This is a genomic window from Aeromonas sp. 82P, from assembly GCF_051919365.1.
GTDB classification, from domain to species: domain Bacteria; phylum Pseudomonadota; class Gammaproteobacteria; order Enterobacterales; family Aeromonadaceae; genus Aeromonas; species Aeromonas veronii.
In genome coordinates this window covers 1472993-1494440 of sequence record NZ_JBQBEV010000001.1, presented here as the reverse complement: position 1 = coordinate 1494440, position 21448 = coordinate 1472993, and the positions used below count along the sequence as shown (strand labels likewise).

Annotated in this window: 19 protein-coding genes; 12 read left to right on the top strand and 7 right to left on the bottom strand. The window is 58.6% G+C overall.

What is annotated here, in order from left to right; genetic code table 11:
- The first annotated feature begins 89 nt into the window (after nt 1–89).
- Nucleotides 90–1025, top strand: coding sequence for a LysR family transcriptional regulator (locus ACTG2S_RS07050; protein ID WP_043818935.1), 936 nt, complete (start codon nt 90–92; stop codon nt 1023–1025).
- Nucleotides 1026–1067: 42 nt separating this feature from the next.
- Here ACTG2S_RS07050 and tyrS read toward each other — a convergent pair whose 3' ends face one another.
- Entirely contained in the window at nt 1068–2267 is a 1200-nt protein-coding gene (gene tyrS, locus ACTG2S_RS07045; protein WP_005347884.1) for a tyrosine--tRNA ligase, read from the bottom strand.
- A 109-nt stretch (nt 2268–2376) separates the two neighbouring features.
- On the opposite strand from tyrS, the gene ACTG2S_RS07040 reads away from it, so the two are divergent.
- A complete protein-coding gene (locus tag ACTG2S_RS07040) occupies nt 2377–3702 on the top strand; it encodes a peptidoglycan DD-metalloendopeptidase family protein (RefSeq protein ID WP_042081077.1) in 1326 nt (441 codons plus the stop codon).
- 313 nt (nt 3703–4015) lie between these two features.
- Nucleotides 4016–5137 (top strand): anhydro-N-acetylmuramic acid kinase, encoded by a 1122-nt coding sequence (locus ACTG2S_RS07035; protein WP_274160665.1) that lies wholly within the window; start codon nt 4016–4018, stop codon nt 5135–5137.
- Between the two features lie 21 nt (nt 5138–5158).
- Here the strand turns inward: ACTG2S_RS07035 and ACTG2S_RS07030 are convergent, their stop codons facing one another.
- Complete coding sequence (locus tag ACTG2S_RS07030; RefSeq protein WP_064338528.1) at nt 5159–6031, bottom strand: hypothetical protein; 873 nt, start codon at nt 6029–6031, stop codon at nt 5159–5161.
- 1173 nt (nt 6032–7204) lie between these two features.
- Between ACTG2S_RS07030 and ACTG2S_RS07025 the strand changes: the two genes are divergently transcribed.
- The gene (locus tag ACTG2S_RS07025; protein WP_429150005.1) at nt 7205–8470 is read left to right on the top strand and encodes a RidA family protein; all 1266 of its coding nucleotides are present in this window, start codon (nt 7205–7207) and stop codon (nt 8468–8470) included.
- Between the two features lie 71 nt (nt 8471–8541).
- Here ACTG2S_RS07025 and ACTG2S_RS07020 read toward each other — a convergent pair whose 3' ends face one another.
- The 3 genes from ACTG2S_RS07020 to ACTG2S_RS07010 all read right to left on the bottom strand — a co-directional run bounded on the left by ACTG2S_RS07020 (nt 8542) and on the right by ACTG2S_RS07010 (nt 11142).
- Nucleotides 8542–9264, bottom strand: coding sequence for a PA1136 family autoinducer-binding transcriptional regulator (locus tag ACTG2S_RS07020; protein ID WP_139464137.1), 723 nt, complete (start codon nt 9262–9264; stop codon nt 8542–8544).
- Nucleotides 9261–10124 carry a glyoxalase III HchA gene (gene hchA, locus ACTG2S_RS07015; protein WP_274160664.1) on the bottom strand — a complete coding sequence of 288 codons (864 nt, stop codon included), beginning with the start codon at nt 10122–10124 and terminating at the stop codon, nt 9261–9263. Before hchA ends, ACTG2S_RS07020 begins: the two co-directional genes overlap by 4 nt.
- 145 nt (nt 10125–10269) lie before the next feature.
- Nucleotides 10270–11142 (bottom strand): LysR family transcriptional regulator, encoded by an 873-nt coding sequence (locus ACTG2S_RS07010; protein WP_274160663.1) that lies wholly within the window; start codon nt 11140–11142, stop codon nt 10270–10272.
- 135 nt (nt 11143–11277) lie between these two features.
- Here ACTG2S_RS07010 and ACTG2S_RS07005 point away from each other — a divergent pair, with 135 nt between their 5' ends.
- Nucleotides 11278–12297, top strand: a complete 1020-nt coding sequence (locus ACTG2S_RS07005; protein WP_274160662.1) for an NAD(P)H-quinone oxidoreductase — start codon at nt 11278–11280, stop codon at nt 12295–12297.
- 226 nt (nt 12298–12523) lie between these two features.
- Here ACTG2S_RS07005 and ACTG2S_RS07000 read toward each other — a convergent pair whose 3' ends face one another.
- The gene (locus ACTG2S_RS07000) at nt 12524–13225 is read right to left on the bottom strand and encodes a hypothetical protein (protein ID WP_005358731.1); all 702 of its coding nucleotides are present in this window, start codon (nt 13223–13225) and stop codon (nt 12524–12526) included.
- A 166-nt stretch (nt 13226–13391) separates the two neighbouring features.
- A complete protein-coding gene (gene tkt / locus ACTG2S_RS06995) occupies nt 13392–15383 on the bottom strand; it encodes a transketolase (RefSeq protein WP_005343828.1) in 1992 nt (663 codons plus the stop codon).
- A 349-nt stretch (nt 15384–15732) separates the two neighbouring features.
- Between tkt and metK the strand changes: the two genes are divergently transcribed.
- From metK to ruvX, 7 genes are all read left to right on the top strand, one after another.
- Entirely contained in the window at nt 15733–16884 is a 1152-nt protein-coding gene (gene metK, locus ACTG2S_RS06990) for a methionine adenosyltransferase (RefSeq protein WP_005338519.1), read from the top strand.
- Between the two features lie 68 nt (nt 16885–16952).
- Nucleotides 16953–17480, top strand: a complete 528-nt coding sequence (locus ACTG2S_RS06985) for a SprT family zinc-dependent metalloprotease (protein WP_118854213.1) — start codon at nt 16953–16955, stop codon at nt 17478–17480.
- Nucleotides 17481–17553: 73 nt separating this feature from the next.
- Nucleotides 17554–18258, top strand: coding sequence for an endonuclease (locus tag ACTG2S_RS06980; protein ID WP_021229195.1), 705 nt, complete (start codon nt 17554–17556; stop codon nt 18256–18258).
- Between the two features lie 119 nt (nt 18259–18377).
- Nucleotides 18378–19109, top strand: coding sequence for a 16S rRNA (uracil(1498)-N(3))-methyltransferase (rsmE, locus tag ACTG2S_RS06975; protein ID WP_005343824.1), 732 nt, complete (start codon nt 18378–18380; stop codon nt 19107–19109).
- Between the two features lie 114 nt (nt 19110–19223).
- Complete coding sequence (gene gshB, locus ACTG2S_RS06970) at nt 19224–20174, top strand: glutathione synthase (RefSeq protein WP_040066605.1); 951 nt, start codon at nt 19224–19226, stop codon at nt 20172–20174.
- Nucleotides 20175–20376: 202 nt separating this feature from the next.
- Nucleotides 20377–20931 carry a YqgE/AlgH family protein gene (locus ACTG2S_RS06965; protein ID WP_043849418.1) on the top strand — a complete coding sequence of 185 codons (555 nt, stop codon included), beginning with the start codon at nt 20377–20379 and terminating at the stop codon, nt 20929–20931.
- A 41-nt stretch (nt 20932–20972) separates the two neighbouring features.
- The gene (gene ruvX / locus ACTG2S_RS06960; protein WP_274160237.1) at nt 20973–21395 is read left to right on the top strand and encodes a Holliday junction resolvase RuvX; all 423 of its coding nucleotides are present in this window, start codon (nt 20973–20975) and stop codon (nt 21393–21395) included.
- Nucleotides 21396–21448 lie beyond the last annotated feature (53 nt).

The following is a 21448-nucleotide window of genomic DNA, read 5'->3' as shown; positions in this document are numbered from 1 at the left end:
TGAATCCTGTTAGCGTTCGGATCCAATGGTGACTTGGTTCACATTTCAACACCAATACGCTGATCCCATGACTTTGAGACTCAATCGATATGGAACTTCGTACGCTCCGCTACTTCATGGCCGTTGTTGAAAAGCAGAATTTCACCCGCGCAGCCGAATCACTCAACATGGCCCAGCCGCCCCTGAGCCAGCAGATCCGCAAGCTAGAGGAGACCCTGGGCACCCCGCTGCTGCGCCGTTTGACCCGCAGTGTCGAGCTGACTGAGGCGGGCGAAAGCCTCTATCGGGATGCGGCGCAGATCCTGGCGCTGGCCGATGCGGCAAAACTGAAGGTAAAGCGGATTGCCCGGGGCGAGCAGGGGGCGCTGAGGATCGGCTTCGCCGGTTCCACCGTGCTCCACCCTGCGGTGCTGACCCTGTTGCACGACTATCGGGAGCGCTACCCCGAGGTAGCCCTCAGCCCGCAGGAGGGCACCATGCCGGCACTGGTGGAGGCGCTGCGCAACGATCGGCTGGACGCCGCCATCTTGCGGCTCCCCTGCCGGGGTAGCGAGGGCTTTGCCCACCACCTTATCGAGCAGGAGCCGCTGCTGATCGCCCTGCCCACCAGCCACCCCAAAGCCAAGCCGGGCCCCTTGCCACTGGCCAGCCTGAAGGACGAGAGTTTTATTCTGTTTCCCCACGCCATCGGGCCCGGGCTCTATGACGGCATCGTGGGTCTCTGCCGGGAGGCGGGCTTCGAGCCGATACTGGGGCCCGAATGCCCGCAGGTGATCTCTACCGTCGGCATGGTGCAGGCGGGCTTTGGCGTGACTCTAGTGCCCAGCTCGGTGGCGGCGCTGCGCCCGCTCGGGGTCAGTTATCACCCCATTGAGGGCAACGGCATGATGACCAGTATCAGTCTGGCGACACGACCACACCCAAGCAGTGCCGTGCTGCGGCACTTTATCGCCCAGATCCGTGCCGCCCAGATACGACAAGGCCTCCCGAAGGAGGCCCTGTTGAACAAGCTTGAACCGGTTTGATGACCAGCTTGCCTGATGCGACTGCTTATTTGACGGTACTGCTTATTTGACAGTCACGCGGGCAAACTTGCGCTTGCCGACCTGATAGACGGCGGTACCGGCACCGATGAGTGCCTTGCCATCTTCGAGCTTCTCGCCATCCACCTTGACTGCGCCCTGCTTGATCATCCGCAACGCTTCGGAGGTGGTGGCCACCAGATCGGCCTCTTTCAGCAGGTTGGCAATGGCCAGACCTTCGCCTTCCAGAGCCAGCTCGATTTCCGGCATTTCGTCCGGAATGGCGTTCTTGGAGAAGCGCTGGGTGAAATCTTCGTGGGCCGCTTCGGCCGCCGCTTCGTCGTGATAACGGGCGATGATCTCTTTGGCCAGCCAGATCTTCACGTCGCGCGGGTTGAGAGTACCGGCAGCGATGCCAGCCTTGAACTCTTCGATTTCAGCCAGCGGACGGAAGGAGAGCAGCTCGTAGTAGTTCCACATCAGATCATCGGTGATGGACATGATCTTGCCGAACATCTCGCCCGGAGCGTCGTGAACGCCGATGTAGTTGCCTGCGGACTTGGACATCTTCTTGACGCCATCCAGACCCACCAGCAGCGGCATCATCAGCACACACTGGGTCGCCATGCCGGCATCTTTTTGCAGCTCTCGGCCCATCAGCAGGTTGAACTTCTGGTCGGTACCACCCAGCTCAACGTCCGCCTTCAGCGCGACCGAGTCATAGCCTTGCAGCAGCGGATAGAGGAATTCGTGAATCGCGATGGATTGGCCGCCGGTGTAGCGCTTTTTGAAGTCGTCACGCTCCATCATGCGGGCCACGGTCTGCTTGGCCGCCAGCTTGATCATGCCGGTCGCCCCCAGCTCGCTTAGCCAGGTCGAGTTGTACTCGATGCGAGTCTTGGCCGGGTCGAGGATCTTGAACGCCTGCTCGGCATAGGTGAGGGCGTTGTGCTTGATGGCCTCTTCGGAGAGCGGCGGACGGGTGGCGTTCTTGCCGGAGGGATCACCCACCATGGCAGTGAAGTCACCGATCAGCAGGATCACTTCATGGCCCAGATCCTGGAAGGTCTTCAGCTTGTTGAGGATCACGGTATGACCCAGGTGAATGTCGGGGGCGGTCGGGTCCATGCCCAACTTGATGCGCAGCGGGCGCCCTTCCTTCAACTTGGCGACAAGTTCTTCTTCAACCAGAATTTCTTCCGCTCCGCGCTTGATCTCGGCTAGCGCCACCTCGAGCTGGGACATTTTTTGACTCTCCATCACGATTCCACAGGGCCAAACATATTACTGGAATGGCGGGCCAATTGGAAAGGCTGTAAAATCCGTCCATTCTGCCCGACTTCATCTGCTTCTCATGGTTATTTGGCACGCCTTCAACGCACTCCCCCACTGGCACCGCAAGATGGTGCTGATCTTGAGCATCATGATCATGATGCTGGCTGCCTGGCCAAGCGAACAGGCAGTAGCAACACGGGTCGATGAAAACGGCAACGAAATTGCCCTGCGGGAACCGGCCAACGACAACGCGCTAAACGACGAGCTACCAGCCGAAGCCGCCCAGCCTATCACCCCGCCCAAGCCGCGCTACATCACCAAGCAGGTGAAGGTACGCCGTGGCGACAACATGGGGGTGATCTTCCAGCGCATTGGCCTGAGCACCACGGATCTGCACCTGATCGACCAGCTCGAGGGCAGCGATCCCCTGCGGATGTTGCAACCGGGGCAGGAACTCACCTTCAAGCTCACCGAGAACGGCGAGCTGCATAGCCTCTATTACCCCCACAGTCTGGAGCAGGCGCTCAAGGTGAGCCGCAAGGAGGAGACCTTTGTCGCCCGCAACGTCAAGATCGCCCTCGACACCCGCGAACAGGTGAGCAAAGGGGAGATCCGCTCCAGCTTCTGGGGCGCCGCGGTGGATGCGGGAATGACCGAAGATCAGATCATGGACTTGGCCGCCATCTTCGGCTGGGACATCGACTTTGCCCAGGACTTGCAGCCGGGGGACAGCTTCCGGGTGGTCTATGAAGACAAGTTCCGCGACGACGAGCGGGTCGCCTCCGGCGATATTCTGGCGGCAGAGTTCGTCAACCAGGGCACCGCCTACCGCGCCGTGCTCAATGAAGATGGCAACTACTACACCCCGGAAGGCAAAGCGATGCGCAAGAGCTTCCTGCGCGCGCCGGTCAACTTCAAATACATCAGCTCCAACTTCAACCCACGCCGCCTCCATCCGGTGACCGGCAAGATCCGCCCCCATAACGGCATCGACTATGTGGCGCCGGTGGGCACCCCCATCATGGCGGCGGGCTCCGGCAGCGTGGTGGCCGCCGGTTACAACCAGTTCAACGGCAACTACGTCTTTATCAAGCATGCCGGCAACTATGTGACCAAGTACCTGCACCTCTCCAAGCGCACCGTCAACAAGGGGCAGCGGGTCAAGCAGGGGCAGACCATCGGTACCCTGGGTGGCACCGGCCGCGTCACCGGCCCGCACCTGCACTACGAATTCGTGGTGGGCGGCATTCACAAGAACCCGCGCACCCTCACCCTGCCGCAGGCAGAGACCCTGAGCGGACGCGAGCTGGCCAACTTCAAAAAGCTGGCGATGCCGCAACTGGCCAAGCTCGACAACCCCGAGCTGCAGCTGGCCCAGAACAAGCGGGATAGTCGCGGCAACTAAGCCATCAGGGCTGGCAGGGTGAAGGCCCTGCCAGCCCCTTTTATTGAACCCGCGCCAGGTGACCAGATTGAAATGAGTCCCCCTTCAGACATAAGATGAGATGGATAACCGGGAGCGGCATGTGGCACGGAAGCAAGGGCTTATCTATCCTGTCTCTCTCACTCTTTTTCCGGTCCGCATTGAGGATGCAACATGGTTGAGCGTTATATCGGTCTGATGTCAAAGACCACGCCATGTGGCATGGGATGAAAGCCGTTCCCCTCTTCACCCTCTCTGCACACCGTATTTTCGAACAGCAATGTAAGGAGACACCATGGCTGAGCGCTATATCGGTCTGATGTCGGGAACCAGCATGGACGGCATTGATGCCGTGCTGGTGATGATCGCCGGGGATGAACTGCGGGTCGAAGCGGCGCTTTGTCACCCCTGGCCGCAAGAGACCGCCCGCACGCTGCATGCACTCTGCACCCCGGGCGACAACGAAATCGACCGCATGGGCGTGGCCGATAATCTGGTGGCGCGAGAGTTTGCCGCCGCCACCCGCGCGCTGCTGGCCAAGGCGAGGCTTGAGCCCAAAGATATTCGCGCCATCGGCAGCCACGGCCAGACCATCCGCCATCGCCCCCAGCTCGGCTTTACCCTGCAGATCGGCAATGCCGCCCTGCTGGCCGCACTGACCGGCATCGACGTTATCGCCGATTTTCGCACCATGGATATGGCCCTCGGTGGTCAGGGGGCGCCGCTGGTGCCCGCCTTCCATCAGGCGCTGTTTGCCAAACCCGGCGCCCTGCGAGTGGTACTGAACCTCGGCGGCATCGCCAATATCTCGGTGCTGCCGGGCAATCCGGGCGGGGTATATGGTTTTGATACCGGCCCGGCCAACACCCTGCTCGATGGCTGGTATCGCCGCCATCAGCCCCACGGCGGCAGCTATGACGCCGGTGGCAAATGGGCCGCCAGTGGCAAGCCCATCCCGGCCCTGCTGGAGAAGCTGCTGGCTCACCCCTATTTCGCAGCCCCCGCCCCCAAGAGCACCGGACGGGAGATGTTTACCCTCGATTGGCTCGATGGGGAGCTGGCTGGCACTTCATACGCCCCCGTGGATGTGCAGCGCACCCTGCAGGCGCTCACCTGCCACAGCATCGCCCGCCAACTGCCCGCCCGGCCCGAATCAGTCGGTGCCAGCCAGCCGAAAGCCGAGCTGTTTGTCTGCGGCGGCGGTGCCCATAACGCCCCCTTGCTGAAGGAGTTGGCCAGCCTGTTGCCTGCATGGCGCATCGCCAGCACTGCCGAGCTGGGCCTTGCCCCCGACTGGGTGGAAGGCGCTGCCTTTGCCTGGCTGGCCATGAGCTTTGTTCACCGCAAGCCGGGCAACCTGCCCGCCGTCACCGGTGCCAGCCGTCCGGCTGTGCTGGGGGCGCTTTATCCCGCCTGAGTGATGACAAGGGGCTGCGGATCAGTGTGCCCCCTTGAACAGACGCACAACCTGTTGCCGGATCGGTGCAAACAGCGGGGGCTTTGGCGGCTCCAGATTGATATGGCGCCGCCCGGCACGGGTTTCACAGCGAAGCAGATTCTGGATGTAGTGGTGGTGGGATCGATGGATCAGCTGTGAGGCCTGATACGCCCACTGTCTGGGCACGCCCCACAGGGTGCTGGCAATCGCCCCGACGATGCAGAAGAAAGCGGGCTCCTGAATTCCCATCCGGCTGGCGTTCTCCAGCGCCTCCTTGAGCGAATTGGAGTGAGCAATACAGGTCATGATATTGACCATGAAGGCGTCGTAATCATCCTCCCCACCCTTGCCAACGCGCGCCGTCAGGGTCGCCGCGGGCTGATAGCCAAACTGATGGCCGATATTTTCCAACACCGTATTCCGCTGGCTGATCACCTTGCCATAAAACATCAGCATCACCATGCAGTCGATCGCCTTGCACAGCGCCTCGTAGTGGGGATGGCTCTTCTTGGGACGCGGCGCCGTGGCGAGGGCCAGCTCTTCAGAGATGGCCAAGAGGCCCACAGGTACGGCGGTGCTGACAAACGAGAGATCAATCGACAGTTCCAGCCCCTCCTCCCCTTCCATGCGGGCCACAATCACATGTTCGCCAAACAGCCGACGCTGGCGCTCGATAAAAGCGCCAAAGACCAGATCACGAAACTGCTTTTGCGGATAAGGGGTATCGAGCAGGCTCTCGATGGTCATGATGGCGGCGGATACCCGGCCGCGCAGTCGGTAATCGGCAGGAATGGGAAAGCTCTTTCCCAGGCGAGGAGGTAACCGCTGCCCAGATGTTTGACAATACATATCGCCCAGAACGAAACCCAGCATAAATCCTCCACAGTCAGGTAATGATGATCGCGACGCGATCTCGTTTGCCAATCCTGGGCAATGGCCTGCCGGTGCATCGATGCTCTCCGTCAGGGCTCCTTGATTACCTTATTAATCATACGATTAATAGCGAGTGAAAAAAGCGACCTGACTCGCAATCACGCCACTAATTAACAGTTTCATCAAGAAACCATAAGAAGTGGTCGATAAATCCATTTTTTGACGCATTCCCTTTTAAAAACAATATATTGAACTTTATTCCTGCGAAATCACCTGGGCTGTTCCCGAGCCCTGAAAACCATCCCAATCATCACAACCAGCCACAGATAAGAGGGAGATCAGACAAAGCCGCAAAAAATGGAAAAAGCGATGACGCGGGGCAAGCCCCCTATCGGGGGATACAACCGGAGTGAAGAGACTCGTATTGCCACCACCGCCCCTCATCCAACGCCACCTTTCATCCAGCACCACAGCTCCCGCACTCCGTCACGCCAACGCCAACGCCAACGCCATGATCACCACTCCTGTGCAGCAGGAGCAGATCCGCCGTGCAAATTCATGGCATAGAATTTTATGGCGTTAATAACAGATCCCGGCTGCCAGCAAGGCGTCATCGAGTATGCCGGAATAATCGTTAACAGAGAGGAATGCAAAAGCCGTGAATTATATTCCAGAGGTATCTTTAATAAGGTGGATATGCATATTCACGGGAATTTTCATAGCCCCTTAAAAAAGCTTAAAACAGATATCCATGCACCATAATATGCATTCTTTGCACATCGGCGCATAATATTAACCCTTTATTCACACGCCAATATCCCGAAGAGGGGGAGAGCAAACCCAGTCAGGGCAAGGCTGTCCGCCGGTTCGACACTATTTGCACACGAATTGGCTGCGATTTCGGGTGAATTGAATAGCAATATGATTAAATTTCCACCCATTGAGCCATCTCATAGAAATGCAATCAGCGGTTTGCAACCCCTGATAGCCACTCATAGAATCGCAGCGTCTGAAATATCTACCCTGTCCTCTTCTCCCTTATTCCTCTCAGTAATTGAGTGGATCACAAATAATAACCGGGGATGCCGCCGCTGGCGCAGTGGCCATGGCGCACAACAAGATGGGGTAAACCTGTACCTGAATAAACAACAAATATTAAAAAGAGGCATATCTATGAGTGGCACCATCATCAAGTCGGCAAGAAATACCCCCCATGCACCCCAGGATCTGGGTCCCTGCACCCAAACGGTGGCGTTTTCTCATTACAACAATATCTCCGCCCAGCTGCCGGTCGATCCGGCCACCGGCAAGATGGTGAGTGGCGATATCACTGCGCAGGCCAGACAGTGCCTGAGCAACCTCAAGGCAATCATCGAGAGCATCGGCCATGTGATGGACGATATGGTCAAAGCGACCATCTTCCTGAAAGAGATGGCGGATCTGGAGGCGGTCAACGCCGTCTACCGCGAATTCTTCCCGGGCTATCTGCCGACCCGCACCACCCTCGCCGTCGCAGCCCTGCCGCTGGGCGCGCTGGTGCAGATCGATGCCATCATCTCCAACGGCGAAGGCACCTTCCCGCAAGCCCCCTGCCAGCTGATTAAACTGGCCCGCAACAGTGACAAGGCGCCGCACAATCCGCTCTCCACCCATACTGTGGCCTTCTCCCACTACAACAATATCGGTGCCCAGCTGCCGGTCGAGGCCGCCTCGGGCCAGCTGGTTGCCGGTGGCATCAAGGAGCAGGCGGGCCAGTGCCTGCGCAATATCAAGGCGGTGCTGGAGAGCATCGACGTGCCGTTTGACGATATCGTCAAGGTGACCGTCTATCTGACCGATCTGGCAGATCTGGAGGCCGTCAACGAGGTCTACACCACCTTCTTCCCCGACTCCGCCATCGCCCGCGCCGTCGCCTATCTGCCCGCCCGCTCGGTAGTCAGTGCCGCCGCTCTGCCCATGGGGGCACGGGTGCAGATGGATGCGGTCATCTCCCACGGTGACGGCACCCCGCCGCAACTGGTGGAAGACAGACACAATCTGGTGATCAGCGCCCGCAATACTGACAAGGCACCGCGTAGCCCGCTCCATTGCCAGACCGTCGCCTTCTCTCACTACAACCATCTCTCTGCGCAGCTGCCGATTGACCCCGCCACCGGCAAGATCCTGGCTGGCTGCATCAAGGAGCAGACCGCCCAGTGCCTGAGCAATATCAAGGCAATTGTGGAGAGCATCGGCCATGTGATGGACGATATCGTCAAGGTCAATATCCAGCTCGCCAATATCGCGGATCTGGATGCGGTCAACGCCGTCTACACCAAATACTTCCCGACCTACCTGCCTGCCCGCACCGTGATCGCGGTGCGCGAGCTGCCGGCCGGCGCGCGAATCCAGATGGATGCAGTGATGTCCAACGCCGAAAGCACCCCGCCGCAGGTGTAAGGGTTGCAATAAATAAAAAGAGACCGGCTATATGCCGGTCTCTTTTTACATGCCAGACAAAGGGGTGGCCCTCAGCCCTCAATATCGCGGTACCTGATCGCTACTCTGACCGCCTCTGCCGTGGTGGCCACCCCCAGTCGACGGCGGGCACTGCGCAGATGGTTCTCGACCGTGCGCACCGAAAGCTTCAGGGTGGTGGCGATATCGGCATGGCGCCAACCCCGGGAGACCCACTCCAGCACTTCGCGCTCGCGCCCAGTGAGGCCACGCTCGTGACCCGCTACCGGCATCTCCATCAGCCGACGGGCAGCATGAAAAGCCGCCACCGCGATCAGCGCAAGGCCAACCCGAGTGTGGGCACAGGCATCGATCTGATCGCCGCCAAAGCTCATCGCCCCTTCCAGTCCCAACGGCCCATAGACGGGTACCTGCAAGCCATGTCGGCCCGGCCCCTCAGGATGGCGAACGATACGGTACTGCTCGCCAACGGCGCCAACCGTTTTGCTCCAGAAGAAGGGCTGGTCTCGCTCCCTGATATGCATCGCCATCGGGCACTCGCGCATATAGGCATGCAGGTCGACCGCCTCGCCGCTCTCCAACCACTCCCCCTCCAGCCAGTAGAGGTGCTCGACCACCCCCTCCTCGCTGGCGCTGATGGAGAAGAGCGCAAAGCGGTGATACCCCAGCGGAGTGGCAAAGGCGCGCACCAGTTGCTGGATCTCCTCCAGCCGCTGACACCCTTCGAGCGCCACCGCGACCTGCAGCGCATTTGCTGGCGACGACGACAACCTCATCGCTTGGCAACCGCCTCCAGCAAGGTGGTAGCGGCCAGCTTGCCGAGGTTATTGCCCGCCAGCGGGCTGTCACCGGTCAGCAGATTGCGATCCCGGCACACCTCTCCCGAGATGCCGTTGTTGACGATCTCAAAGCCAATCTCTTTGAGCTTCTCGCCAAACTTCCAGGTAAGGTGGCCCGGCATATAGCCAATTGCCGGGGTCTGGGCATCCAGCTCGTCGGGGAAGGCGCAGATCTTGTAGCCCGCGAAGGTCTCTGGATTGGCCACCGCCAGCAGCGCAGCAGGCCCGTGACAGAGGGAGATGATGAAGCGATCGTTGGCCATCGCCCACTCCAGCAGCGCTTTCACCTCGGCACTCTGCGGCAACCCCATCAGGGCGCCGTGGCCGCCGGGAATAAAGACGCCGATATAGTCCGAGTCGGCGGCCAGCGCCTGCTTCAGCAGGTCGGCCAGCTTGGCCGGTTGGCGGAACTGCGCCTGATATTTGCCATAGAGCCCCAGCACCTCTTCATCTTCGCCGGGCATGGCCCACCACTCGAACTTGACCGGATTGCCGGAGAGGGTCGCCACATCAAAGGCAAAGCCCGCCTTGTCGAGGTGATACATGGGCAGCAGGGTTTCGACCGGATGGTTACCGGTGGAAAACAGGGTGCCGTTGTCGGTGGGCAGATAACGCTCATCGGCACCGATCAGCAGGATCTTCCAGCGCCCCTCCCGATAGGGAGCGGGATAGTCGGCCCCGGCAAGGTCAGATTTGCTCGAGGTGAACTGGCTCAGGGAGTAGGGCGACGGAAAGAAGGCATTCTGCTCTGCCGGATCCGGGGTCGGTTGTTTATCGTCAACAAGCATATCGGTCATGGCTCAGGCTCCAGTAGTGGTGGACTCGGTCTCACAGTATTGACTGTCAGAGACCAAGTAAATGAGGGTTTTCCCTCAACCGCCATGACTATGGCAAGAGGTGTGACCGCGCTGCGACAAAACCTGAACAGAATCCCCGACAGACTTAGGCCATCGCGGCAAATGCCCTGACGATGACATCCATGACCGCTCTGACCCGCGCGGCATGTTGCACATCCTGATGGGTCACCAGCCACACATCGTAGGATTGCTGTAACTGCCGCTCGGGCCAGACCCGCACCAACCCGGCTTGCGCGGCGAGCGGAACCGCCACCTCGCCAAGCCCCAGCCCCATCAACAGTGCCTGACGCAGCATCAGGCTGGTATTGACCCCCGCGGCGACCGTGGCCCCCTCGGCCGCCTCTTCGAGCATCATTGGCGAGCGAGCGCTCTGCCAGTGGGGCTCATACACCACCAGCGAATGGCCCGCAAAACCGGTGCCCGCTTCGGGAATGCCATGGCGAGCCAGATAGTCGGCGGAGGCATACAACCCGACCGGCCAGGAGGCCAGCTTGCGAATAATCAGGTCGGGATTGTCCGGCTTCACCGTCCGGATCGCGATATCCGCTTCCCGCAGGGACAGATTGACCACCTGGGTCGAGGTATTGAGGATGACCCTGATATCGGGATAACGCTGATGCAGCTCGGTCAGGGCCGGTATCAGAAAATCCATCCCCAGGGTGTCTGTGGTCGCCACGCTGACCTCCCCAACCAGACGGTTGTCGACCCCTTGCGCCGCCCGCACAAAATCAATGGCCGCCAGCTCCATCTGCTGGGCGCTGGCCAGCACTATCTCTCCGACATGGGTCAGCGCATACCCCTTGGATGTACGGAGAAACAGCGTGGCCGCCAAACGATGCTCCAGTGCGGCAATCCGCCTGCCAATGGTGGCCTGATCGACCCCGACCACACGGGCGGCGCCCCTCAGGCTCCCTTCCCGATGCAACGCCAGAAAAATTTTCGCATCATCCCAGTTCATCACGACTCCCGGTTGAAATGCATTTTTGCATTACAGGTGAGGGATAATACTGCGTTTATTCATCAGCAATCTCCACTATCTTGGTGCTCATCCCACTCGGGGAACCTCATATCACCTCGTTACAAGGAGCCGCTGATGCATAACGCCTATTCCATTCCCGCCACCATGAGCGCGGTAGAGATTACCCAGCCAGGTGGCCCCGATGTCTTGCAACTGACCACCCGCGCCACACCAGAGCCCAAGCCCGATGAGGTCTTGATCCGGCACTATGCGACCGGCATCAATGGGCCGGATGTGATGCAGCGCAAAGGGCTCTACCCGCCTCCGGCAGGAGCATCGGATATTCCCGGGCTGGAGGTCGCCGGGGTCGTGGTCGCCAAGGGGGAGCAGGTGGAGCATCTCAAGGTTGGCGACAAAGTCGCAGCGCTGATTTCGGGTGGCGGCTATGCCGAGTACAGCGTCGCCCACCAGAGCAATGTCCTGCCCCTGCCGCCCGGATTGAGCTTTGTCGAAGCCGCGGCGCTGCCGGAAACCTTTATGACGGTCTGGTCAAATATGTTTGAACGGGGCCAGTTTAAAAAAGGGGACATTATCTTGATCCATGGCGGCGCCTCCGGCATCGGCACGACCGCCACCATGCTGGCCAAGGCATTTGGCGCCGCAAAAATCATCACCACGGTCGGCTCACCCGAGCAGCAGGCCGCCAGCATCAAGCTGGGCGCGGATGTGGCCGTGCTCTACAAGGAGGAGGATTTTGTCGAGGCCGTGCATGCAGCCACCGATGGCCATGGCGCCGACATCATTCTCGATATCATTGGCGGGGAGTATGTCGCGCGCAACTATGCGGCGGCCGCCATCAATGGCCGCATAGTCCAGATCGGCATTATTGCGGGCGCCGCCCCCAATCTGGATCTGTTTCCCATGCTGCAAAAGCGGCTGACCCATATCGGCTCTACCCTGCGCTCGCGTACTCCGCAGGAAAAAGCCGATCTGATCGCCCAGCTGCAAACTCATGTCTGGCCATTTATCGAAAGGGGCGAGGTCAAACCACAGGTTTACCAGACCTTCCCGCTGCATGAGGCCGCCGCCGCCCACCATTTGCTGGATTCAGGTCGTCATATTGGCAAGCTGGTATTAACCATGGCGCCGTTGTAGTCAGATTGATAAAGGCCAGCGATATTTAAAAACGTCCTAATCTTACGATAGATGTGTGTTTTACGGCTATTAAGCACACGTAAAGGTAAATATTGACTGAATGAAAACAGACCGGCTACTGACCGGTCTATTTTACATAGAATAATTGGCATTATCTTTATGCCTTTGACTTAAATAGCGAACAGAGTCTCTATCGAAAAATCTCAACACATAAAATCACATTAAATTATCTGTTATTCCAAAAATCATCCTTTGATATACCAAACGGTAACAAAATGTATTTATGACGTCTTGATGCCCGCTCAAACTCATCAAGTTCTCTTTTATATATACTATCCTTATGCTCCTCAGTATAATCGGATGGAAAATTCCAATGAAAGTCGATCGCTGTATAACTATCTACTCGTCGTTCAACTGGTAAAAACATAGCATTTTTAATTTTTTGATACTGTGATTTTGGTAAGTCTACATAACAGACCGACCCAGTAGTTAGGTATATAGCTAAACGAGCCTTAGTCATCCTCATCATCTTATCAGCTCTAGATATTGGACAAAACTCACAATATGCTTTTAATAAGGATGACGCAGATAAATTAATTTGTTGGTACATACCTGGTTGCACTTCAATATCAAGCCGCTCATATTGTTTTTTGCTAGATCCTTTTATTATTGAATTTTCACTGAACCTAGTTTTTTTAGTTTTTCTATGTTTCATTGACCATGCAGGAATTAATCGTATATGAGATATATGTGCCGATATTGCTCTTTCATTGTATATATCAATAGTAAAATCACCTTCATCATTGAACTTAATATCACTAACAAGAGCTTTTACCCGCGGCTTGTTTATATCCATCGCATACAAAACAGCAGATACCGTACCTATTCCTGACACCCAGGAACCAAGCATACTTAATATATCGATCATTGATGATTTCACGCCAAGAAAACTCTCTAATAACCACCCCGATTATTGTCACACAAGTCAATTATTGTTGTAAATAAACCAGCTGTTTATTTACAACAATAATTATAAAATAAAAAAGCGCCTCCCTAGGGAGGCGCTTTTCAGTTCTATACAAAGCAATTAGCTATTACAGGGACTCAGCGGTCGCAACCACGTTTTCCACGGTAAAGCCGAATTCCTTGAACAGCAGTTCAGCCGGGGCGGACTCACCAAAGGTGGTCATACCGATGATCTTGCCGCCGAAACCGACGTACTTGTACCAGTAGTCAGCGATGCCGGCTTCGATGGCCACACGCTTGGTGACGGAGGACGGCAGGACGGACTCTTTGTACTCGGCAGATTGAGCGTCGAACACGTCGGTAGACGGCAGAGAGACCACGCGCACGGCACGGCCCTTGGCAGTCAGCTGCTCATAGGCGGCAACGGCCAGTTCCACTTCGGAACCGGTGGCGATCAGGATCAGCTCCGGAGTACCGGCGCAATCCTTCAGCACGTAACCACCCTTGGCGGTGTCGGCCAGCTGCTGGGCAGTACGATCCATCTGGGCCAGATTCTGACGAGAGAAGATCAGAGAGGTCGGGCCGTCGGTACGCTCGATGGCGTGTTTCCAGGCGATGGCAGATTCAACCTGGTCACACGGACGCCAGGTGCTCATGTTCGGAGTCAGACGCAGGGAGGCGATCTGCTCAACCGGCTGGTGAGTCGGGCCATCTTCGCCCAGACCGATGGAGTCGTGGGTGTAAACGAAGATAGCGCGCTGCTTCATCAGGGCGGCCATGCGCAGGGCGTTGCGGGCGTACTCCATAAACATCAGGAAGGTAGCGCCGTAGGGGATGAAACCACCGTGCAGGGCGATACCGTTCATGATGGCGGACATGCCGAACTCGCGTACACCGTAGTGGATGTAGTTGCCGGAGGCATCGTCGTTGGTCAGAGACTTGGAGCCGGACCACATGGTCAGGTTGGACGGAGCCAGGTCAGCGGAGCCACCCATGAACTCCGGCAGCAGCTTGCCGAATGCTTCCAGAGAGTTCTGGGACGCTTTACGGGTTGCGATCTTGGCCGGGTTGGCTTGCAGGGTTTCGATGATCTTGGCGGATTCGGCAGCCCAGTTGGCCGGCAGTTCGCCAGCGGTACGGCGCTTGAATTCGGCAGCCAGTGTCGGGTGAGCGGCTTCATAGGCGGCGAACTTGGCAGCCCAGTCGGCTTCCAGCTTGGCGCCCTTCTCCTGAGCGTTCCACTCGGCAGCGATATCAGCCGGGATAACGAACGGCGCGTGGTCCCACTTCAGGAATGCGCGAGCAGCGGCGATCTCGTCGTTGCCCAGCGGTGAGCCGTGGCAGTCGTGAGAACCGGATTTGTTCGGAGAACCGTAACCGATGATGGTGCGGCAGCAAATCAGAGTCGGCTTGCCGGTCTCGGCCTTGGCGGCTTCGATGGCGGCATTGATGGCTTCCGGGCTGTGACCGTCAACAGCCGGGATAACGTGCCAGCCGTAGGCTTCGAAGCGCTTGACGGTGTCGTCGGTGAACCAGCCTTCTACGTGACCGTCGATGGAGATACCGTTGTCATCCCAGAACGCGATCAGTTTGCCCAGTTGCAGGGTACCTGCCAGGGAGCACGCTTCGTGGGAGATACCTTCCATCAGGCAGCCGTCGCCCATAAAGGCGTAGGTGTAGTGGTCAACGATATCGTGGCCCGGCTGGTTGAACTGCTCAGCCATGGCTTTTTCGGCGATCGCCATACCAACGGCGTTGGTGATGCCCTGACCCAGCGGGCCAGTGGTGGTTTCAACGCCCGGTGCATAGCCGTACTCCGGGTGACCCGGGGTGCGAGAGTGCAGTTGGCGGAAGTTTTTCAGATCGTCGATGGAGAGGTCATAACCGGAGAGGTGCAGCAGGGAGTACAGCAGCATGGAGCCGTGGCCGTTGGAGAGAATGAAACGGTCGCGGTCGGCCCACTTGGGGTTGTTCGGGTTATGTCTGAGGTGGCTACGCCACAGCACTTCGGCGATATCCGCCATTCCCATGGGGGCGCCCGGGTGACCGGAGTTGGCTTTTTGAACGGCATCCATACTCAATGCACGAATGGCATTGGCAAGCTCTTTACGAGAAGGCATCTGAATCTCCTGCGATTGCTTCATTTGATGGCCAAGATTAAGGCGCGTTATTGTCCCAGCAGGGCGCGCGGCGTGCAAATATTATCTGGATGAATAAAGTGGCTTTGGGAGGACAATCGCTTTTCTTGCCCTCTATTGACCCAAGCAACCAGAGAAAAACGTTTGACTTCCATCCCTTTCGGGATAGGAGAGCACCGCTTGTGACCCATTGGACACTGCGCGACAAAATAGTGCTGGCAATCACGGGGGGCGCTAATTAAAATAGACGTCCAGATGTAGATACCTCTACACCATCCTATTCATCCGGTTATTGCTGTGGCGATAACCCAGACAAGCTGAGACTCTTATCATGGCAAAGCTGTTTACTTCCGAGTCGGTCTCCGAAGGCCATCCCGACAAGATTGCGGACCAGATCTCCGATGCGGTACTGGACGCCATCCTCAAGCAAGATACCAAGGCACGCGTTGCCTGTGAGACCCTGGTCAAGACCGGTATGGTCATGGTGGCCGGCGAAGTAACCACCTCTGCCTGGGTTGATATCGAAGAGATCGTGCGTGATACCGTACGTGAAATCGGCTACACCCACTCCGACATGGGCTTCGACGCTGACTCCTGCGCCGTGCTGAACGCCATCGGCAAGCAGTCCCCGGATATCAACCAAGGCGTTGACCGCAGCGATCCGCTGGAGCAGGGCGCTGGCGACCAGGGCCTGATGTTCGGCTACGCCACCAACGAAACCGACGTGCTGATGCCAGCCCCCATCACCTACTCTCACCTGCTGGTGAAGCGTCAGGCTGAAGTGCGCAAGAACGGCACCCTGCCGTGGCTGCGTCCGGATGCCAAGAGCCAGCTGACCTTCGCCTACGACGACGCAGGCAAGATCATCGGTGTGGATGCGGTAGTACTCTCTACCCAGCACGCTGAATCCATCAGCCACAAAGATCTGGTTGAAGCAGTACGCGAAGAGATCATCAAGCCGGTGCTGCCGGCCGAGTGGGTCAACAAGGACACCAAATACTTCATCAACCCGACCGGCCGTTTCGTTATCGGCGGCCCGATGGGTGACTGCGGTCTGACCGGTCGCAAGATCATCGTCGACACCTACGGCGGCATGGCTCGTCACGGTGGTGGCGCCTTCTCCGGTAAGGATCCGTCCAAGGTTGACCGCTCCGCTGCCTACGCCGCCCGCTACGTTGCCAAAAACATCGTTGCCGCCGGTCTGGCCGATCGCTGTGAAATCCAGATCTCCTACGCCATCGGCGTGGCCGAGCCGACTTCCATCAGCGTCGAGACCTTCGGTACTGCCAAGGTCGCCGAGGAGCTGCTGGTCAAGCTGGTGCGCGAGCACTTCGAACTGCGCCCGTATGGTCTGATCGAAATGCTGGATCTGAAGCGTCCGATCTACCAGGCTACCGCTGCCTACGGTCACTTCGGTCGCGACGAGTTCCCGTGGGAGCAGACCGACAAGGCCGAACTGCTGCGTTCCGCCGCTGGCCTGTAAGGCTCGCTGTTGTAATAAAAGGGGAGCCTGGCTCCCCTTTTGCTTATCCGCTATCTGACGAGATGTTGATGTCTGCCACTCCTGCCCAGCTTGTCGCCCTGCTGCAACAACGCGTAGAAGCCTGCTTTGTGCAGGCCGAGGCGCGCCTTGGCCGCACCTTCCCCCGCCCGCGGATCTACTGCAATATGCGGGGCCGGGCGGCGGGATCGGCGCGGCTGCAAACCTGGGAGCTGCGCTTCAATCCCGCCCTCTATCAGGCCAACCAGCAGGCGTTTCTGGATGAGGTGGTGCCCCACGAGGTGGCCCATCTGCTGGTCTATGCCCTGTGGGGTGAAGGGCGCGGCAAAAACCGGGTGCTACCCCACGGCCGCCAGTGGCAATCGGTGATGCGGGAGGTGTTCGGCCTTGAGCCCAGAACCACCCACAGCTTCGATCTGGCGGTACTGGCGCAACGCACCGTGCCCTATCGCTGTCACTGCCAGCAGCATCAGCTCTCTATTCGCCGCCACAACAAGGTGGTGCGTGGCGAGGCCCGCTATCACTGTCGTCGCTGCAAGCAGCCGCTGGAGCGGGAACGGCCGGAGCCAGAGCAGTAAGCCAACTTGTGTCGCGCCCCTGTGGTAGGGTGCCCGCCATCGTTCGTCAATCATCCCGTTTGCAAGGAATCCCATGCGTTTCATCTCCTCCCTCGCCCTGACCCTGCTGGCCGGTTTGCCGCTGCTTAGCGCACCCCTGCACGCCCAGACCTTTCGTGAAGCCAAGCAGGATCTGGTGAAGCTCTATCGCAGTCAGCCTGCGGTCACCACCTTCTACTGCGGCTGTGACATCGACTATCAGGGCAAGAAAATGAGCCCGGATCTCGCCAGTTGCGGTTATGAGCCGCGCAAGCAGGCCAAGCGCGCCGCCCGCATCGAGTGGGAACACGTGGTCCCAGCCTGGGAGTTCGGCCACCAGCTGCAATGCTGGCAGGATGGCGGTCGCAAGAATTGCGAAAAAGCGAGCCCCGAGTTCAACAAGATGGAGGGGGACATGCACAACCTCTTCCCCGCCATTGGCGAGGTGAACGGCGATCGGGCCAACTACCGCTTCTCCGACTGGAACGGCAAGCCGGATCAGTACGGCCAGTGCCAGATGCTGGTGGATTTCAAGGATCGTCGGGTGCAACCGCCCAAGGGGCCGGTGCGGGGCCAGATTGCCCGTGCCTACCTCTACATGAGCCAGCAGTATGGGCTGCGTCTGGCAGCGCAACAGCGTAAACTGTTTGAAGCCTGGGATCGCCAGTACCCGGCAGAGGGTTGGGAGTGCGAGCGCAACCGCCGCATCGGCAAGCTGCAGGGCAATACCAATCCCTTTATTGAAAAGCAGTGCCAATAACCCCATTTGACCAGGGAGGGGGATCGCCCCTCCTATCATGAAACCCTTCTTCACCGCAGCGTGAGCCTTGCTCGCCGCAGGATATAAAGGGTTTCCAAGCAAGAGACTGACAAGCAGCCATGCGCATTCCACGTATCTATGAACCGGCCACCCTGCAAGTTGGCCAGACCATCGCCCTGTCGGAAGACGGCGCCAACCATATCGGCCGGGTACTGCGCATGCAGCCGGGCCAGCAGCTCGAGCTGTTCAACGGCGATGGCAATCAATATCCCGCCACCATCGCCAGCGTCGGCAAAAAGTCGGTGGAAGTGACCATCGACAGCTGCGACGTCCAATCAGTGGAGTCACCGCTGGCCATCCACTTGGGTCAGGTGATCAGCCGCGGCGACAAGATGGACTTCACCATCCAGAAATCGGTTGAGCTGGGCGTCACCTGCATCACCCCACTCTTCTCCGAGCGCTGCGGCGTCAAGCTGCCGGCCGATCGGCTGGAGAAGAAGCGCGAACAGTGGCAGAAGGTGGTGATCAGCGCCTGCGAACAGTGCGGCCGCAACGTGGTGCCAGAGGTGCGCATGCCGATGGAGCTGGACGCCTGGCTGGCGGAAGAGACCAAAGAGCTCAAGCTCAACCTGCACCCGCGCGCCGAGTACAGCATCAACACCCTGCCCGTTCCCGAGCACGGCGTGCGCCTGCTGATTGGCCCGGAAGGGGGCTTGTCGAGCGACGAGATCGCCCGTACCGTGCAGGAAGATTTCAAAGAGATGCTGCTGGGGCCGCGGGTGCTGCGCACCGAAACCGCCGCCCTGACTGCGATTACTGCGCTGCAGTGCCGCTTTGGCGATCTAGCTTGATACTATCGGCCGCATCAATCAGCCCCATGGCTGCATCGACGCAGCCTCAAGCGGCCGATTACGCTGCGCTAATCGACCCTACAACCCTATCGAGCCACTAAAAAGGAACAGCGGATGACCATTAAACTCGGCATCGTGATGGACCCCATCTCGGCCATCAACATCAAGAAAGATTCCAGCTTTGCCATGCTCGAAGAGGCGCAAAAGCGCGGCTATGAGCTCTTCTATCTGGAGATGAAGGATCTCTACATGGAAGCCGGTCGCGCCTTTGGCACCATGCGCCCGCTCACCGTCAAATATGACTATGCCGACTGGTACACCCTGGGCGAGGTGGTGGACCAGCCCCTCTCCAACCTCGATGTGATCCTGATGCGCAAGGATCCGCCGTTCGACACCGAATTTATCTACGCCACCTATATGCTGGAGCGGGCCGAGGATGAGGGTTGCCTTATCGTCAACAAGCCGCAGAGCCTGCGTGACGCCAACGAGAAGCTCTACACCGCCTGGTTTGCCGAGCACACCCCGACCACGCTGGTGACCCGCCGCGCCGACAAGCTGCGCGCCTTCCACGCTAAGCACAAAGACGTGATCTTGAAGCCCTTGGACGGCATGGGCGGCGCCTCCATCTTCCGCATGAAGGAAGATGACGCCAACGTCGGCGTGATTATCGAGACCCTGACCGCCCACGGCAGCCAGTACTGCATGGCGCAGACCTATCTGCCCGCCATCAAGGATGGCGACAAGCGGGTGTTGGTGGTGGATGGCGAACCGGTTCCCTACTGTCTGGCCCGTATTCCGGCGCAAGGCGAGACCCGTGGCAATCTGGCTGCTGGCGGCCGTGGTGAAGCGCGCCCCCTGAGCGAAGCCGACTGGGCCATCGCCCGTGCGGTGGGCCCGACGTTGAAAGAGAAGGGCCTTATCTTCGTCGGTCTCGACATCATCGGCGATCGGCTGACCGAGATTAACGTCACCAGCCCGACCTGCATTCGCGAGATTGAAGCGGCCTTCGATGTACACATCACCGGCATGCTGATGGATGCCATCGAGCGTCGGCTGGGCAAATAATCGCCAGGCAGGCTAAACCGGCCTGTTCAGGGGTAACCCGCCCCCGACAAGCCCGAAAACAGAGAGGGTGGCCCGGCGCCACCCTCTCTGTTTCAAAGCAATCCGGAAAGGGGCGGGATCTCGCCCAGCCCAAAAAGCGGTTTTTCCCATGGGGATCAACTGCCATAATTGACCTCAAATACCTTTGCAATATCTGGCCCATATGCAAACACTGCAAAATCACTTTCTTCTTGCCATGCCAAGCCTCTCGGACCCCTACTTCGAGCGTTCGCTGGTCTACTTGTGCGAACACAACGAAGAGGGCGCCATGGGGCTGGTCGTCAACATCCCGGTCGACATGTCCGTTGAGGCCATGCTGACCCAGCTCAAGCTCACTCCCCCGACCGTTGCGGAACTCAAGCAGCCGGTGGTGCAAGGGGGGCCGGTGCACGCCGATCGTGGCTTTGTACTGCACAGCTTCCGCCCCGGTTTCGGCTCCACGATGCAGGTGGGGGACGAAATGATGGTGACCACTTCAAAGGATATACTGGAAACCCTGGGTACGAGTGAGGCTCCCGATCATTGGCTGGTGGCGCTTGGTTACGCTGGCTGGAGTGCCGGACAGCTGGAACAGGAGCTGGTTGATGGCGCCTGGCTGGTGATCCCTCCCAATCCTGACCTTATATTCAAAACCCCCATCCACAAGCGGTGGCAGCAAGCTGCGGCCAGCATCGGGGTTAACCCGATCCACCTATCAAGCGATGTCGGCCACAGCTAACCCCTGCGACGCATATTGCGTTGTATTTCGAGGATTTTTTCATGTCATCACGCAGTATCATGGGCTTTGACTACGGCACCAAGAGCATTGGCGTTGCCATCGGCCAGGAGCTGACCGGCACTGCCCGTCCCTTGCGCGCCCTCAAGGCCAATGACGGCATCCCCAACTGGGACGAAATCGAGAAGCTGCTCAAGGAGTGGCAACCGGATCTGCTCATTGTCGGCCTGCCCCTGAACATGGATGGCACCGATCAGGAGATCACGGTTCGTGCCCGCAAGTTTGGCAATCGCCTGCACGGTCGCTTCGGCAAACCGGTCGAGTTCAAGGATGAGCGACTCACCACCACAGATGCCCGCGCCCGCCTGTTTGAGCGAGGCGGCTATCGCGCGCTGGAAAAAGGCAGTGTGGACGGGGTCTCGGCGCAGTTGATCGTCGAAGCCTGGATGGAAGAGCAGTACAACTAAACCATCAACAAAAAGGCAAGGGTCGCCGCCCTTGCCTTGTCTCGCACTATCCT